Annotated in this window: 13 protein-coding genes and 1 pseudogene; 4 read left to right on the forward strand and 10 right to left on the reverse strand. The window is 71.9% G+C overall.

Annotation, left to right across the window (positions count from 1 at the left end; all coding sequences use genetic code 11):
• The first annotated feature begins 38 nt into the window (after positions 1-38).
• Complete coding sequence (locus Sri02f_RS27405; protein WP_109004083.1) at positions 39-1,028, forward strand: endonuclease/exonuclease/phosphatase family protein; 990 nt, start codon at positions 39-41, stop codon at positions 1,026-1,028.
• Between the two features lie 147 nt (positions 1,029-1,175).
• Entirely contained in the window at positions 1,176-3,179 is a 2,004-nt protein-coding gene (locus Sri02f_RS44145; protein WP_373865132.1) for an eCIS core domain-containing protein, read from the forward strand.
• A gap of 13 nt (positions 3,180-3,192) precedes the next feature.
• Here the strand turns inward: Sri02f_RS44145 and Sri02f_RS27415 are convergent, their stop codons facing one another.
• Together Sri02f_RS27415 and Sri02f_RS27420 are read right to left on the reverse strand one after the other, a co-directional pair.
• Positions 3,193-4,113, reverse strand: coding sequence for a YihY/virulence factor BrkB family protein (locus Sri02f_RS27415; RefSeq protein WP_109003988.1), 921 nt, complete (start codon positions 4,111-4,113; stop codon positions 3,193-3,195).
• 150 nt (positions 4,114-4,263) lie between these two features.
• Positions 4,264-4,683, reverse strand: coding sequence for an ATP-binding protein (locus tag Sri02f_RS27420; RefSeq protein ID WP_245970828.1), 420 nt, complete (start codon positions 4,681-4,683; stop codon positions 4,264-4,266).
• Positions 4,684-4,905: 222 nt separating this feature from the next.
• Here Sri02f_RS27420 and Sri02f_RS27425 point away from each other — a divergent pair, with 222 nt between their 5' ends.
• Positions 4,906-5,271: an STAS domain-containing protein gene (locus Sri02f_RS27425; RefSeq protein ID WP_245970829.1), complete on the forward strand. Its 366-nt coding sequence runs from the start codon at positions 4,906-4,908 to the stop codon at positions 5,269-5,271.
• Positions 5,272-5,391: 120 nt separating this feature from the next.
• Here the strand turns inward: Sri02f_RS27425 and Sri02f_RS27430 are convergent, their stop codons facing one another.
• The 7 genes and pseudogenes from Sri02f_RS27430 to Sri02f_RS27470 form a co-directional block, all read right to left on the reverse strand.
• Positions 5,392-5,898, reverse strand: coding sequence for an ATP-binding protein (locus Sri02f_RS27430; RefSeq protein ID WP_109003991.1), 507 nt, complete (start codon positions 5,896-5,898; stop codon positions 5,392-5,394).
• A gap of 136 nt (positions 5,899-6,034) precedes the next feature.
• The gene (locus tag Sri02f_RS27435) at positions 6,035-6,373 is read right to left on the reverse strand and encodes an STAS domain-containing protein (RefSeq protein WP_109003992.1); all 339 of its coding nucleotides are present in this window, start codon (positions 6,371-6,373) and stop codon (positions 6,035-6,037) included.
• Positions 6,370-7,656, reverse strand: a complete 1,287-nt coding sequence (locus tag Sri02f_RS27440) for a PP2C family protein-serine/threonine phosphatase (RefSeq protein ID WP_109003993.1) — start codon at positions 7,654-7,656, stop codon at positions 6,370-6,372. Before Sri02f_RS27440 ends, Sri02f_RS27435 begins: the two co-directional genes overlap by 4 nt.
• Before the next feature lie 110 nt (positions 7,657-7,766).
• A pseudogene (locus Sri02f_RS27445) lies at positions 7,767-7,889 on the reverse strand (alpha/beta fold hydrolase); the annotation flags it as partial.
• Between the two features lie 185 nt (positions 7,890-8,074).
• On the reverse strand, positions 8,075-8,245 hold the full coding sequence (locus Sri02f_RS27450; RefSeq protein WP_109003994.1) for a hydrophobic protein: 171 nt from the start codon (positions 8,243-8,245) through the stop codon (positions 8,075-8,077).
• 173 nt (positions 8,246-8,418) lie between these two features.
• Positions 8,419-9,264: an RNA polymerase sigma factor SigF gene (locus tag Sri02f_RS27455; RefSeq protein ID WP_109003995.1), complete on the reverse strand. Its 846-nt coding sequence runs from the start codon at positions 9,262-9,264 to the stop codon at positions 8,419-8,421.
• Positions 9,265-10,086: 822 nt separating this feature from the next.
• Positions 10,087-10,878 (reverse strand): COG4705 family protein, encoded by a 792-nt coding sequence (locus tag Sri02f_RS27470; protein ID WP_109003997.1) that lies wholly within the window; start codon positions 10,876-10,878, stop codon positions 10,087-10,089.
• Between the two features lie 418 nt (positions 10,879-11,296).
• Here Sri02f_RS27470 and Sri02f_RS27475 point away from each other — a divergent pair, with 418 nt between their 5' ends.
• Positions 11,297-12,286, forward strand: coding sequence for a L,D-transpeptidase (locus Sri02f_RS27475; RefSeq protein ID WP_245970830.1), 990 nt, complete (start codon positions 11,297-11,299; stop codon positions 12,284-12,286).
• A gap of 25 nt (positions 12,287-12,311) precedes the next feature.
• On the opposite strand, the gene Sri02f_RS43685 is transcribed toward Sri02f_RS27475, so the two are convergent.
• On the reverse strand, positions 12,312-15,416 hold the full coding sequence (locus Sri02f_RS43685) for an AfsR/SARP family transcriptional regulator (RefSeq protein ID WP_109003998.1): 3,105 nt from the start codon (positions 15,414-15,416) through the stop codon (positions 12,312-12,314).
• Positions 15,417-15,633: the final 217 nt, after the last annotated feature.

Raw genomic sequence — 15,633 nt, forward strand, 5'->3', positions numbered from 1 at the left:
GGTGGGCGACCATCCGCAGGCGGGCGGACCTCCGCCGGATGATCCGTGTCGCCTCGCGGCCTGCGCCCTGGAAGCGCGGCCCGGTGCTCGCGGCGCTGGCGCTGCTGCTGGGCCTGTTCATGCAGCTGCACGCCTGGATCCCGAACAGGATCGGGAACCTCGGCAGCCTGGCGGAAACGGTCCTGCCGTGGTTCGGCCTGTTCATCCCGGTGCTGCTGGCCGGCGCCCTGTGGCGTCGCTCCCCCTCGGCGGTGGCCGCTCTGCTGCTGCCGGCCGTGGTGTGGCTGAACCTCTTCGGCCCGCTGCTCAGTGACAAGTCCCACGCGGGCGGCGACCTCACTGTGGTCAGCCACAACGTCGGCGCCGACAACCCCGACCCGGCCGGCACCGCCCGCGACCTGTCCGCCTCCGGCGCCGACCTGCTGGCCCTGGTGGAGATCACCCCGCAGGCGAAGCCGGTGTACGAGAAGGCACTGGCGAAGACGTACCCCTACCACTCGGTGCGGGGCACGGTCGGGCTGTGGAGCAGGCTGCCGCTGTCGGACACCGAGCCCGTCGACACCGCGATGGACTACGGGCCGCTGGCGGCCACCAAGCCGGACGCCGTCAAGGCGGCCTACACCCGGGCGCTGCGCGCCACGGTGGCCACGCACCGGGGTCCGCTGGCGGTGTACGTGGCCCACCTGGGGTCCGTGCGGGTGAATCCCCGGGCGGGCTTCTGGACGGACTCGCGGGATCGAGGCGCGCGAGCGCTCGGCCAGGCCGTCGCCGCCGAGCAGAACGAGCGGGTGGTGCTGCTCGGCGATCTGAACGGCGCCACGGACGACCGCGCGTTCGCCGCCCTCACCTCGCAGTTGCGCTCCACCCAGGACGCGGCCGGGAGCGGATTCGGCTTCACGTGGCCGGCGACGTTCCCGGTGGTGCGGATCGACCAGATCATGGTCCGCGGCGTGACGCCGGAGAGCTCATGGTCGCTGCCGGCCACGGCCAGCGACCACCTGCCGGTGGCTGCCGAGATCAGCTGGTGATCACCGCGTACGGGCGTTGCGTTCTCGGGAGTTCGGGGGCGTGCAGGCGACCGGGTCCTCCTCTGCCCCCAGGTCTGCCCTCGCGTACCTTGCCGCTCCGCCGTCGGTCCGTGGACGCTGGTGGGCCCGCCTGTGAGGAGAGTGCTGGTGCGTGCCCAGGAGAAGCCGACCGACAGGAGCGGTGACCGTGGACACCGTCCAGGCCCGCTCCCGGCGGGGCCGGCCACCCCGGCGGCCGCCCTGCTCGCCCTGCAGCGCACGGCGGGCAACGCGGCGGTGTCGCGCGCGGTCGAGCAGCAGCGTCACGAGCATGACGCGCACTGCGGCCACGGCCCGGCCGTCCAGCGCTCGGCGGTGCACCAGGTTCTGCGCTCCCCGGGCCGGCCGCTCGATCCCGCGCTGCGCTCCGAGATGGAGGGCCGGTTCGGCGGCGACGACTTCAGCGCGGTACGGGTGCACACCGACGCGGTCGCCCAGCGGTCCGCCGCGGACATCGGCGCGAAGGCCTACACCTCCGGCAGCCATGTGGTCTGGGACGGACAGGACAAGCACACCCTGGCGCACGAGCTGGACCACGTCCGCCAGCAGAGCAGGGGGTCGGTTCCCGGTACCGACAACGGGTCGGGGCTGCGCGTGTCCGACCCGTCCGACTGGGCCGAGCGGCAGGCGGAGGACACGGCCCGGCGCGTGATGAGCGGTGCGGCTCCCGTCCAGCGTGCCGTGGAGGCCCCGCCGGCCCCGAACAACCCGACCCCGCCCGCCGGGCACACGGTGCAGCGCAAGGGGCCCGACGAACTGAAGGGTCAGATCACCAAACCGGAACCGCAGCTCCGCACGCTCGCCTCCTTCATGCGGAAGAAGTCCGAGCAGGGGAATCCGGTGACGTCACCGGTGGCGCAGGCCGTCGCGGCGTACGACAGTTCCCCGGTCCGGGACCCGGAGACGTGCATGGCCCAGCTGAACGCCATCCTGATCGACGCGCTGGACAGGAAGGCGGAGGGCCCCAGGCAGGTGGACGTCGACTACCTGGACGAGGTGGTCGGGGTGGTCCGCAACGAGCTGGCCCTCGTGGCCGCCCAGCACGACCGCGACCTGCAGCTGCCGGCGGAGGCGAAGCTCCCGTACAAGGACATGACCGACAAGGGCACGCTCTGGAAGGACGCGATGTTCGCGCAGGGCACGGTCAACTTCGGTATGACCGGCTCCAGTTACATTCGGGAGATGTCCGAGCTGAATCGGCACGACCTGAAGAAGGAGATCGGCGGCCGCGGCGAGGACGCATGGGTGGCCGACGTGCGGGGCAAGCTGGAGAACCAGCTCCGGGCGAGCGTGGTCGCCCACTACACCGCCAAGGCCCGGGCCGAGGCCATGCTGGAGTCCGGCAAGAGCCTCAAGTCGAAGACGGCGCTCGACCGGGAGAACCCCAGCGACCGGCACAACACGATGAACGTGGACGAACTGGTGCTGGCCAACCACGGGTTCGTCTTCTTCTACATCGAGCACCCGGGCAAGTCGGGCCGCAAGTCGCGCTTCGGCGTCGGCAAGGAGGGCGAGGGCGACGGCCAGGCCCGCATCGAGCTCGGCATCAGCGAGTCCGGCCTGCTCAGCCAGGGCTGGATCATGCTCAGCGACTTCATCCAGCGCGACTACCCGCAGCTCATGGCGCATCCGGACCGGCCGGAGGAGACGGTGCACGGGAAGTCGGGCGCGGACACGGAGGGCCTGATGAACGTCCGCGAGTTCCAGCGCGGGCTGCCCACGGGCGACGAGTTGATGGAGTCGCTGACGGCGTTCAGTGGCATCACGGACATCGAGCAGCGCCAGGCGCACGCGTTGGCGCGGCAGAGCGCGTACGGGGACGGGCGCAGCCAGATGGTCTACGGCCCGGACAAGAAGGTCAAACGGCCCGAGCTGCTCCACAAGAACATTCTCGCCGGCTCCGACATCATCCCCGGCCTGGTCGAGCGGGCCGTGGTCGAGATCATGCGGTTCGAGGAGTCCAACCCCCGGCTGGCGAACCGGCTCAAGGCCATGAACGGCGCCGACCTGATGGACTACCTGTTCCGGGACCTGCTGCGCCCCCAGGCGATGATCCCGAACACCGTGGACCTGTCCAAGGCCGACATCACCTTCACGGACGGGGCCGCCTGACACCGGCAGCCGGTCACATGGGTGAGGTCGGTGAAGTCGTTGAGGTCGGTGCGGGTCCCGCGCTCACCCTCGCCGGCTCGGCCGCAGGCTCGTCGGCGGGTCTGGACAGCTCGGCGTTGAACTGTGCGCCGACCAGGAGGGACAGGTTGGACAGCCACAGCCAGACCAGGAAGACCACCACTCCTGCCAGCGAACCGTACAGACGGTGATAGGTGCTGACGTGGGAGGTATAGAGGGCGAACGCGAGGGAGACCGTCAGCAGGAGCCCCACCGCCAACGTCCCGCCGGGGGCCATGCTCCGCACGGGGCGGGAGCGCGCCGGTCCTGACCGGTACAGGACGAGCACCAGGGCGACGGCGACCGCAGCCACGACCGGCCAGCGCAAGGCGTCCCACGTGGCCTGCGGAGCCGTCCCCAGGCTCAGCACGTGGCCCAGACGACGGGCCAGGCCGCCGCTGAGCAGCAGTGCCAGCGTGGAGGTGAGGAGCAGCGAGCTCAGGACCAGGGCCGTGAGGACGATGCGCGGAGCCGTGCGCCAGACCGGCCGGTCCGCGCTGATCCGGTGCATGGCGTACAACGCCCGGCGGAAGACGCTCAGATAGCTGCATCCCGACCACAGGGCTCCCGTTCCCCCGACGAAGATCAGCGTCCATGCCGTCGACGACTGCTCGGACATCTGCCGCAGGGTGCTGCGCAGCAGAGCGCGGGATTCGGCCGGCGCGGCCTGTGCCATGCGGTCGATGACCTCGGGCTTGGCCGTGGGCATGGTCAGACCCAGGATCGAGAGGATGACCAGCAGCAGGGGGAACAGGGCCAGGACCGCGTAGTAGGTCAGCGCGGCGGCCCAGTCCGTGACGTCGTCGTTCCAGACGGTCACCGGCGTCCGGCGCAGCGCCGCCCACCACCGAACCGTGCGACCGTCTGCATCATCCATGACGGGGATGCTCTCACCCTCCGCTGCCAACCCGTCCCCCAGCCCTGCGCTGCGGCACCGTCCGGTGCCTGAGTCCCGGATACCCCGCCGCGCCCTCGGTAGCCCGACGATCGCTCGGCCGGCGCCGGGCCGGGCGCCGGAGCCTTCGGCTCAGCGGTGGGCCGCGCCGCCGTTGTGGGCGTCGGTCAGGGAGATGCGCGCCGTGATGCGCTTGCCGACCGGCTCCTGCTCGGTGAACAGGTTCTCCGTGAGAGCCTTGACGATCTCCAGGCCGTGCTGGCCGATCCGCTCGGGATCGGCGGCCCGGGCAGTGGGCACGGTGGGGTCGCTGTCCCAGATGACGACGTCCAGGGCGTGGGCGGTGACGCGCAGCTCCATCAGGACGGGTCCGGGGGCGTACTTGCGGGCGTTCGTGACCAGCTCGCTGACCACCAGCCGGGTCAGGCCCAGGGCCCGCTCGGACACCGGCAGGCGGTGGTCGGTACGGGCCCGGTCGAGAAAGGCGACGGCATGTTGACGGGCCTCGGCGATGCAGCCGTCGTCCCCTTCCAGGGCATAACCGGCGCGCATCACGTGCTCATCCGGTCCGGTACAGCCGTCACCGTCGCCATGAGATCCCACGTGTCTCGCCCTCACTCCCCCGTTGACGTGCGCAGGTACCCGCTCCGGCGTCCTCCATGCCACCACGGACGCCGTCCGGTACGGCCCGTCTGGGTGCATGCCGCCGCACCGGTGGGGCAGAATCGTCCGAGCACGCCCCGAGCGGGCAAGCCTAGGCCCAGCCGAGGAGACGTGAACGCCATCCCCAGGGAAGACCGGCCCCATCATCTTTCCGTCCAGCCCGCAGTGGTCGACGGCGTCCTCGTCGTGACCGTGGAGGGCGAGATCGACCACGACGTCAAGGACGTCCTCAGCTACGCGTTGCTGTCCGACGACGGCGCGCCGCCGCCGCGCATCGTGGCGGACCTCAGCGGCGTGACCTTCATGGACTCCAGCGGCATCAACGTGTTCGTCACCGCCCACCGGCGAGTGAGCGGCGCTCAGGGGTGGCTGCGCATCGCCGGCGCCCAGGAGTCCGTCGTACGGCTGCTGCAGCTCGTGGGCGTCGACGAGATCATCCCCTGCCACCCCACCGTGGAGGAGGCCCTGAACGCCTGACGGGGCGCCCGACGCCCAGGGCGGCAGCTGCGAGGCGCGGCCGTCACGGCGGCCGGCGCCGACTGTCGTCCTCCCCCCGTCCGGGCAGTCGGGGCGTGAGCAAGGACGGGTCGGCGGTGGTCAGCCCGGGAGGAAGGCCGGAAAAGCAGATCCGCCGAAGGCGGTGCCTTTCTGGTTCGGGGTCAGGGAGAGATGGGCGGTGACCAGCTTTCCCGTGGCGCGAAGGGCGACGACGACTTTGTCGCTGACGGTGTGCACCAGATGCATTCCATGACCGCCGATGCGGCGCGGGTCGACTTTCTTCGGCGCCGGCTTCTCGGTGGAACTGTCCCAGACGGTGATGGTCAATTCGTCGTCGTTCAGCTCCAGGGTCATTCCGCAGGGGCCCGGGGCATGCAGGATGGCGTTCGTGATCATCTCGCTCGTGGCGAGTTCGGCGTCCACGGCCAGGGCGCTCGGCACCGCTGCGCGGCCTATGCGCCGGGCGTGTCCGAGGAACGCCCGCAGGGCCTGGCGGGCGTCGGCGGCGCGCGCCGCGCCGTCTCCCCAGATCGCGCCGTAGCGCAGCGGGGCGCCCTCGTCCCCGCCCTGTTCGTCTGCCGTGTGCTTCCTCAGCGGGGTGACCATAGGGGGCTCTTTCGTCGCGTTCACCGCTCTTCGGCGCTTCGGTCTGCTCTGCTCCTCCGTCTACCCGGGCGTCGGCGGCCCACACCGTGGACGCGCCCGACGCCGCTCCGGCCGCCCGGGGGCGGGCCCCGCGTCGTCAGGGCCGGGTGGCCGCGTCGCGGTCGGGGTGGAGGGAGAAGATCTGGTCGAGGCCGACGACGCGCAGGACGCGCAGGGTGTGGGCCGGGACCGCGGCGAGCGCGACGTCCGCCCGTGCAGCGTGTGCGAGGTTGCGGGCCGCGATCAGGGCGCTGATGCCGCTGGAGTCGCAGAACTCCATGCCCGCCAGGTCCAGGACGAGGCGCTGACCGGGTCGCAGGGCGATCGTGGGAAGCAGGGCGGTCAGCTCGGTGGCGTGCGGATAGGCGAGGTCGCCGATGATCTCCAGAACGGGACCTGTCATGGCGTCTCGGGTGGTGATCGTCAGCGGGCTCATTCGCGGTTTCGGGTCCTGAGGTCGGGCGCGGGAACGCCGAGGGCGAGCAGCGCGGTGTCGTCGTCGAGTCCGTCGCCGAAGTCGTCCAGCAGGCCGGTGAGGGCCTCGATCACGGCGCGCGGAGGCTGTCCGGCGTGGCCGACGGCGAAGTCGCGCAGGGCCTCGTCCCCGTACAGACTGCCGCGGTCCTCGCCGGTGCGGGCCTCGGTGAGGCCGTCGGTGTAGAGCAGCAGGGTGTCGCCGGGGGCGAGGACGGTGTCGGCGGTGGCGAAGCGCGCGTCGGGCAGGGCGCCGACGAGGAAGCCGCCCGGGGTGGGCAGGAAGCCGGCCGTGCCGTCGGCGCGCAGGACGAGGGCCGAGGGGTGCCCGCCCGAGGCGAGCCGGACGGTGGCCCGTCCGCTCGCGGCGTCGGGTTCGACGAGGCCGAATATGGCGGTGCAGTAGCGCGGGTCGCCGCCGGTGTAGCGCTCGTGAAGCACCTTGTTGAGGGTGGTGAGGGCGGAGACGGGGTCGGGATCGTGCAGGGCGGCGGCCCGCAGGGTGTAGCGGGTCAGCGAGGTGACCGCGGCCGCCTGGGGGCCCTTGCCGCACACGTCGCCGAGGAAGAACGCGAAGCGTTCCCCGTCGACGGGGAAGAGGTCGTAGAAGTCGCCGCCCAGCCGGTCGGGAGACGCGGCGCGGTAGTGGACGGCCGTCTCCACCCCGGGTACCGGCGGCAGCGAGTCGGGCAGCAGCGACTGCTGGAGCGCGGCCAGCGCGTCCTGGAGCCGGGCACGGTCCGCTTCCGCCTGTCTGCGGGCTTCCTCGGCGACCTTCCTGGCCCGCAGGAGTTCGGCTTCGTAGGCGCGGCGGTCGCGGGCGTCGAAGAGGGTGGTGCGGACCAGCAGCGGCTCACCGTTGCCGCCCTGCTTGATCACGGAGGAGGCCAGCACCGGCATGCGTCCGCCGTCGCCCCGTCTGAGCTCCAGGGCGATGCCGCCGATCTCGCCCTGCATGCGCAGCAGGGGCGCGAAGTGCGTCTCGTGGTACAGCTTGCCGCCGACGCTCAGCAGGTCGGTGAACCGCATCCGTCCGACCACCGCGTCCCGTTCCAGGCGGAGCCACCTCAGCAGGGTGGCGTTGATCTTCGCGATGGTGCCGTCCATCAGCGTGGACAGATATCCGCACGGCGCGCTCTCGTACAGTTCCTCGGCGCTGTCCTCCAGCAGTGCGGCGAACGCCGCGTGGGCGGTCCGCTCGTCGCCGGCGCCCTGCTGATGGGGCTGCTGCCCGGTTCGGCACATCAGCGCTGGCTCGCAGGAAAAGCGATGATCGCCTCGTTGGTCGCCTCCGGCGCGGACAGGTTCGGGTCGTCCCGGGTGTCCGCGAGGGACGTGGTCCGCGCGAAGACGCGCGCCATGTCGGGATCGGTGGCGCGCCACATGTTCTCATCACAGCCGAACCCGTGCGCCGGCACCACGGTCCGCCCTCGCGGATTGCCGGTGCCGGTGACGTGGTTCCCGCGATCGATGTCCATGAGCCCCACCCTCTCAGACGCCGATCGACGCTCCCGCCCAGCCGCGGATCACCACCCGCCGCACCCGTCTTCTTCACACGCCGCGCAGATGAGGCCCGCCGGGAACCGGTATGCGTGCGCGCGCGCAGGGACCGGCCGTCGTGACGGCCGGTCCCCGGGTCGGCGCGCGTGCGTGCGCCGTCAGGTCACCATCGGTACCAGCGGCCGCGGCCGCCGCCGGCGGTGGTGGAACGCATGACGAAGCCGAGCAGCCACAGCACCAGGACGGCCAGGGCCACCCACCACAGGATCTTCACGGCGAAACCGACGCCGAAAAGAATGACGGCGAGAAGCAGCACGAGAAGCAGGGGAACCATTCTTATCGACCTCCTTTCCTTCCGTCTTCCCGGCCTTTTCTCCCTTATTCACGGCCCGCACCCGCCGTTTTCCCGGCCCGGTACGGACATGCGCGGAATTTCCCGTGGGCTGCCATGGCAGGCTGCTATGACAGGCTGCCAGGACGGGTTGCCGTGACCGTGGGCGGGTCGTCTCAGTTCTGGGTGAGCAGACCTTCCCGCAACCGGCCGAGCGTGCGCGACAGCAGCCGCGAGACGTGCATCTGCGAGACGCCCAGGCGTTCGCCGATCTGGGCCTGGGTGAGTTCCTCCACGAACCGCATGTGGATGATCTCCCGGTCCCGGTCGTCGAGTTCGCCCAGCAGGGGGGCCAGGGCGTGGAAGTCCTCGACCAGCTCCAGAGCCGTGTCCTCGGCGCCGATGAAGTCCTGCAGTGCCGATTCGCCCTCCTCGCTGCCGCTGATCGTGGCGTCCAGGGAGGAGGAGTTGTAGCCGTTCGCGGCGAGCCGGGCCTCGCGCACCTCTTCCTCGGGAAGACTCATCAGCTCCGACAGCTCCTTGACCGTCGGGGTACGTCCGAGGCGGCTGCGCAGCTCCTCCGTGGCGCGCGCGAGATGGACGCGGGCTTCCTGCAAGCGGCGGGGAACGTGCACGGCCCAGGTCGTGTCCCGGAAGAAGCGCTTGATCTCCCCCACGATGTAGGGGATCGCGAAGGAGGTGAACTCCGCCTCCCGGGACAGGTCGAACCGGTCGATGGCCTTGATCAGGCCGATCATTCCGACCTGGACGATGTCCTCCATCTCCTCCGGTCCGCGGCCGCGGAACCGGCCGGCCGCGAAGCGGACCAGGGACATGTTCATCTCGATCAGCGTGTTGCGTGCGTAGCTGTACTCGGGAGTGCCTTCCTCCAGCACCGCCAGCTGGTCGAAGAACAGCCTCGACAGCGCGCGGGCGTCCTTCGGCGCCACCCGAGAGGGATCGGCGATCTCCGGCAACTCGCGCACCTGCGTGTCCGTTGCCGTCGTGCTCATCAGCGTCATGACGTACCCCTCCCACCGTCGAAGCCCGATTCGGCTGCCGCTCGCTCACCTGGGACCGGCACAGCGGCGCGACTACCCCCGCGTGCCGCCTCTATGCCGGCAAGCGGAAATTCCACTGGGGTGCCGTGCCACCCCGGTGCGAGAGCGCCGGGTCACCGGTTCCATGAGCACATGCCGGGTCAGCACGCCCGGACGAGAGAGGCCCAGCCATGACCGTCCCGCTTCCCGTGGTCTTCATCCACGGGCTCTGGCTGCACAGCAGTTCCTGGCAGCCCTGGATCGACCTGTTCCGCGAGGAGGGCTACGCCGCCTCCGCCCCCGGGTGGCCGGGCGACCCCGACACCGTCGAGGCGGCGCGCCGCGGCCCTGAGAGACAACAGGCGCCGGTCGGTCTCCCTGACCGCGAAGCAGTTCCGGTTCGCCTTCGGCAACGCCGTCACGGAGGAGGAATCGGCGGCCCTGCACGCGCGCTGGACCGTCCCCGCGCCGGGCAAGCCGCTGTTCGAGGCCGCGTCCGCCAACTTCTCCCCCCACTCGCCGGCGAAGGTCGACACGATGAACAGCGGACGCGGCCCGCTGCTGCTCGTCTCCGGCGGCAAGGATCACACGGTGCCCCAGGTCGTCACCCGGGCCACCCTCAAGCAGTACCGGGACTCCGAGGCCGTCACCGACATCAGCGGGCCCGGGGCTGTTGCCGGCGCGACGCCGGGCGCGCGCCGCCGGCGGCGAGGTGGCGTACGACCCGGCACACACCCCGGGGGCGCGGTTCGTGGTCAGCCTGTCTGCCGGGGGACGGCGGCCGCACTCGGCACCACCGTCGCGTCAGGCCGTGACGTCGGGCTGCACGTCCTTGCGGGAAGCGGCCAGGTAGCCGACGAAGCCGAGGATCGCCACCGTCCAGGACAGCGTGACCGGGCCCAGACCGAGGTCGAGTCCGCCCCGGCCGTGGCCGACGGCCATCCAGTCGGCCACGGAGGCCCCGAGGGGGCGCGTGATGACGTACGCGGCCCAGAACGCGGCCACCGCGTTCAGGCTCCCCCACCGGTGAGCGACGGCCGGAACGGCGATGGCCGCGGCGTACAGGACGGCGGAGCCCAGGTAGCCGAGGCCGATCGTGGCGGTGAGGTCGCCCGCGGCGGTGCCCAGCGCGAACGTGGCCAGCACGGCGGCCCAGTAGAAGGCCTCGCGGCGCCGGGTGTGGATGCTGTGGATGGACAGGGTGCGCTCAACGCGGTGCCAGAGGGCGAAGACGGCGGCCAGCGCGGCCATGAAGAACGGGGTCGAGAGCCAGTAGGGCACCCCGAGACCGACGTGCAGGACGTCGGCGGCCATCGTGCCGAACACGCTGACCATGACGATCGCCGTCCAGTAGATCCAGGCCACGTACCGACGGGCGGCGAACTGCACCGCCAGCGCGGCCACCAGGGCGATTCCGCCGAGACCCACGGCGGGGATCGGGCCGAGCAGGTGGGCCAGGAAGTCGGACGCCGTCTCGCCCATCCCGGTGGTCAGCACCTTGATGATCCAGAAGTAGACGGTCACCTCCGGCACCTTGCTCGCCGCGTGACGCATGTGGCCCGTGGGCCGGTTGTGAGTGAGGTGATCAGTCGACATGCCAGGCACGATGACATGCCGCCCGGCCCTCGCCCCAGACCCCTTTGCCAGAGTTTTGGCGCTTCCGGTACGGGAGTTGCCCAAGGCTCACGCGGACCTGAACGCAACCTGAACACCGTGGCCGATGCGCTGGTCAGGAGCGTGCGGCCGCTGATATCGGCGGCCTCCCGGCATCGGGCGGCGGCCGAGGAGCGGTACGCCGGGACTCCGGCCGCCGCCGCTGCCACCGCCACTGGGTTGGAGGGCTCCGAAGACGGGCACCCGCCCTTGGGTCGCCCCGGTGGGACGGCACGGGGCGTCCGGCACGGGGTCTTGGGACACCTTTTACGCGACACGTGAAACTGTGAACGGCTTCGTCGCCGTCTCAACAGTGAGTCGGGCCCGTCAGGGCCGAAGAGCGAGAGAGCGGGGACAGGTCGTGGGACGGCGCAAGGGCGGCATAGGGATCGCACTCGTCACGGGTGTGATGCTGGTGGGCGCGACGGCCTGCGGCGGGTCCGGGGGCGGCAGCGACAAGGCGGGCGGCAGCGACGCGAAGGCCTCGGGCGCACCCGCGAGTTCCTCGCCGTCGCCGACCAAGCCCGCCGGCCCGCCGATGCTGCTGGACACGATCACCCCGCAGACGGGAACCACGGTCGGCGTGGCCATGCCGATCTCGGTCGTCTTCACCGACCCGGTGGCGGCCAAGGCGCGGGCCACGGTCGAGAAGCACCTGAAGGTGAGCGCCTCGCAGCCGGTGGCCGGCGCCTGGCACTGGTTCGGGGACAGGCGCGCCGACTGGCGTCCGAAGAGCTACTGGCCGTCCGGCACCACCGTGAAGGTCGATGCCGACATGAACGGCGTCAGCAACGGCAACGGGCGCTTCGGCGTACGCGCCTACACCCACACCTTCAAGGTCGGCGACGACGTGCGCGCCGCTGTCTCGGTGACCGGTCACACCATGAAGGTGACCCGCAACGGCAGCCCCGTGCGCACCCTGTCGATCAACGCGGGAAGCGCCGAGTACCCCACGTGGAACGGCACGATGGCCGTCATCGACAAGGAGAAGGAGGTCCACATGACCTCCTGCAGCGTCGGCATCAGCTGCGACAAGGGCAGCCCCAACTTCTACGACCTGACGCTGCCCTGGGACGTCCATCTGACCCAGTCCGGCACCTACGTGCACTACTCGACCGGCGACCCGAATCCGGGCAGCGGCAGCGCGCGCGGTTCGCACGGCTGCGTCCACCTGTCCATGTCGGACGCCAAGTGGTTCTACGACCAGGTCAAGCAGGGCGATCCCATCACCATCACCGGCTCGCCCCGGGCCAAGGCCTCGGCCGACAACGGCTACGCCGCCTTCAACCTGGGCTGGGACCAGTGGCTCGCGGGCAGCTCCGCCGGGGAGCAGACGACCTCGACGCTGTGACGCACGGTGCGGCGATGCCGCCGGGCTAACCGGCCGTCACCGCCAGGAGCGTCTTGCGCGTCTCCTCCGCGCGGGGAGAGCCCAGCGCGGTGTACAGGGACAGCGCCTGGCGAAGGTGGTCGACGGCGCCCGTCCGCTCCCCCCGGGCCTGCCGGACGAGGGCCGAGCCGATGTGGGCGCGGGCCTGTTCCTCCTGCTCCCCTATACCGCGGGCCAGTTCCAGCGCCGACGCATGCGCCTCCAAGGCCTCGGCGTGCCGTCCGGCGCCGTGCAGTGCCTCGCCCAGGCCGTTGAGGGCGCCCGTCTCGCCGTACGGTTCCCCGGTCCGCCGGAAGTGGGCCAGGGCCTGGCTCTGCCGCTCCGCGGCCTCCTCGTGTCTGCCCTGACGGCACAGCGCGTTGCCCAGGTTGGACAGCGCGTGTGCCTCTCCCCCGGTGTGTCCGAGCCGCCGGAACAGGGCGAGCGCCTGCTCGAAGCGCCCGGCCGCGGCCACATGGTCGCCGAGCCGCGCCAGGACGATCCCCAGGTTCCCGAGGGCGCTGGCCTCCCCGAACGTGTGGCCCGTCCGCCGGTACAGCGCCAGCGCCTGCTGATACCGCTCGATCGACGCCCGGTAGTCCTCCAGCAGTTCCTGCACGATGCCGAGGTTGTTCAGCACGTCGGCTTCGCCGTGGGCGTCCCCGACGGCGCGAAACAGCTCGACGGCCCTCTCGTGGTGTTCGGCGGCCTCCTGGTATCCGCCCTGCAACTCGTGCAGCACGCCCACGTTGGTGAGATGGCGGGCCTCGCCGGCCCGGTAGCCGATCCGGCGGCACAGGGCCAGCGCGTCCGCGTGCTGCCGTCGCGCGCTCTCGTAGTCGCCGAGCCGCCGGTGGACCGCGCCGAGACAGGCCAGGACGTCGACCTCGCCACGGGTGTCCCCCACCGCGCGGGCGGCGCGCACGGCGTGTGTGTGGACGGTCAGCGCGTCGGCGAAGTGCCCTGAGCGCTCGTAGTGGCGGTGGAGCGTGGTGGCGATCCGCACGGTGTGCCGGGACGGTCCGGGCTCCTCGGTCCTGGAGCACAGGGCCACCAGGGTCGGCTGCGCGGCGCGCAGCCACGCGCGGCACTCGTCGGCCGTGCGCAGCGGCGGCAGCCCGGCGCCGGGCGCCTCGACGACGGGACGCAGATGCCGTTCGGCGGGGTACAGCACGTCCATGGCGGCAGCCGACGCCGCGAGACAGTGGTCCAGCAGCCGGGTCATCGCCGCGTCGCGCTCCGCCGCCCCGTCGTGCCGGGCCGCGAGCTCCGCGGCGTAGGCGCGCAGCAGGTCGTGCATGCCGTGGCGGCCTGGCCCGGTCCGCTGCACCAGGTGCGCCCGGGACAGCACGTCGAGCGAGCGCCGCGTCCTCTCCACGCTCTCGCCGACCAGGGCGGCGGCGGAGTGCACGTCCGCGTCGGGCCCCGGGTGCAGGCCCAGCAGCCGGAAGAGACGCGCCTCCTGGTCGGGGAGACGGTCGTAGGACCAGGAGAAGACGGCCCGGACCGCGGCCCGGGGGTCTCCGTCACCGGTGTCCAGCAGATCCAGCCGCCGCCGGCGGTCCCGCAGTTCGTCCACCAGTCGGGCCAGGGACTCCTGACGACGCGACAGCACCAGTTCGGCCGCCACCCGCAGGGCCAGCGGCAGCCACCCGCACTGTTCCGCGAGGGCGGCGGCTCCGGGGTCGGCGTCGGCGCGCGGTCCGATCAAGGCGCGCAGCAGGGCGAGCGCCTCCGGCGGGGAGAGGACGTCGAGGACCATGCGGTGTGCTCCGTGCACCGAGACCAGGGACGACAGCGAGTCCCGGCTCGTGATCACCACTTTGCACGTCGGGCTCCCCGGCAGCAACGGGCGCACCTGCGCGGCGGAGGCGGCATTGTCGAGGAGGACGAGCATCCGCCGTCCGTCGACGGCTGTGCGATAGCGTGCCGCCCGGTCGTCGAGCCGCAGCGGTATCTCCTGGCCGGGCACGCCCAGCGCGGTGAGGAACCCCGCGAGCGCCTGGGCGGCGGAGACCGGCTCGTCCGGGTCGTAGCCGCGCAGGTCGACGTAGAGCTGTCCGTCGGGGAAGGCCTCCCGCATCCGGTGCGCCCAGCGCACGGCCAGCGCGGTCTTGCCGACGCCCGCGGTCCCGGAGACGGCGGAGACGACCACGGCCGCTCCGCACCCACCGGCGCCCGGACCGTCGGCGGCGACCAGGCGTCGGGTGAGCTCGGCCATGTGCTCCTCGCGGCCGGTGAAGTGACTCACCGCCATGGGGAGTTGAGCCGGGACCGGGACGGCGGCCGGCGCGGGGGCGCCGACGGCGGCCGCAGGGGGGCCCGCGCCCGGCGACTCCTCCCGTCCGGCGCCTCGCAGCAACTCCTCATACACCGCCCGCAGTTCACGGCCGGGGGTCACGCCCAGCTCGGAGGTGAGCTGCCGGCTGATCCCGCTGTACGTGTCCAGTGCCTCGGCCGTCCTTCCGGAGTCGGACAGGCTCCGGATCAACGCCACGGCGAGCGGCTCGCACAGCGGGTTCTCGGCCAGCAACGGCCGCAGTACCGCAGGCGCTTCCTCCGGCCTTTCCTGACGCAGCAGGGCACGGGCCCACCCGAGCGCCGCCTCCACCCGCTCCTGCGTCCAGGCCGTCCGCGCCCGCTCCGCCCACGCCCCCGGCAGCCCCTCCAGCGGCACGCCGCGCCACAACCGCAGGGCCTCCCGCAGGACTTGAGCCCGCTGCTCGTCGGACAGGTGCGGCTCACGCCCCTGCACGACGAGCGAACGGAACCGGAGGAGGTCGACGGCGTGCTCGTCCGCCTCGAGAACGTAGCCCCCGGCGGTCCGGCTGATGCGGAGCGGCGCCGGGGAGGCTTGCGCCGCGCCGTCGTCCGCCGTGGCCGCCGCGTCGTCGAGGAGCCGCCGCAGACGGCTGATGTGCGCGTAGAGAACCGACCGGGCCCCGTCGGGCGCGGCGGTGTCCCAGACCCGTTCCACCAGCGTGCTCACGGGGACCGGCCGGCCGGCGTCGGCCGCCAGCGCTGCCAGGACCGCTCGGCGACGCGGCTGCCCGGCGTCGACCACGCGCCCCGCGACGCGCAGTTCCAGGGGTCCGAGTAGGTACAGGTTCATCGTGCCTCACGTGGGACGGACGGGGGAACGGCACGCCGGCGGCGGGACTCTTCGCCCGCCGGGCGGGCCGGGGCTCCGACGGCCCTCCGTCATTGACTCCGGGACCGTCACCGGACAGCCGTCACAAGGTTTTCGCAAGGTTCACGGTAGATCCTCGACTCACGTGCCGTCAGGCGGATCACGGCAGACGCCGTGTGCCGCCGAGAACGCCGACACC

It is taken from the genome of Streptomyces rishiriensis (assembly GCF_003112535.1).
Taxonomy (GTDB): domain Bacteria; phylum Actinomycetota; class Actinomycetes; order Streptomycetales; family Streptomycetaceae; genus Streptomyces; species Streptomyces rishiriensis.

Bases quoted from the DNA above. Each gene is read 5' to 3' on its own strand.
- Sri02f_RS43685 (WP_109003998.1), bottom strand. From the start codon at position 15,416: ATGAACCTGTACCTACTCGGACCCCTGGAACTGCGCGTCGCGGGGCGC.
- Sri02f_RS27440 (WP_109003993.1), bottom strand. From the start codon at position 7,656: ATGTGCCGAACCGGGCAGCAGCCCCATCAGCAGGGCGCCGGCGACGAG.
- Sri02f_RS27450 (WP_109003994.1), bottom strand. From the start codon at position 8,245: ATGGTTCCCCTGCTTCTCGTGCTGCTTCTCGCCGTCATTCTTTTCGGC.
- Sri02f_RS27455 (WP_109003995.1), bottom strand. From the start codon at position 9,264: ATGACGCTGATGAGCACGACGGCAACGGACACGCAGGTGCGCGAGTTG.
- Sri02f_RS27430 (WP_109003991.1), bottom strand. From the start codon at position 5,898: ATGGTCACCCCGCTGAGGAAGCACACGGCAGACGAACAGGGCGGGGAC.
- Sri02f_RS27420 (WP_245970828.1), bottom strand. From the start codon at position 4,683: ATGCGCGCCGGTTATGCCCTGGAAGGGGACGACGGCTGCATCGCCGAG.
- Sri02f_RS27415 (WP_109003988.1), bottom strand. From the start codon at position 4,113: ATGGATGATGCAGACGGTCGCACGGTTCGGTGGTGGGCGGCGCTGCGC.
- Sri02f_RS27405 (WP_109004083.1), top strand. From the start codon at position 39: ATGATCCGTGTCGCCTCGCGGCCTGCGCCCTGGAAGCGCGGCCCGGTG.
- Sri02f_RS27470 (WP_109003997.1), bottom strand. From the start codon at position 10,878: ATGTCGACTGATCACCTCACTCACAACCGGCCCACGGGCCACATGCGT.
- Sri02f_RS27435 (WP_109003992.1), bottom strand. From the start codon at position 6,373: ATGAGCCCGCTGACGATCACCACCCGAGACGCCATGACAGGTCCCGTT.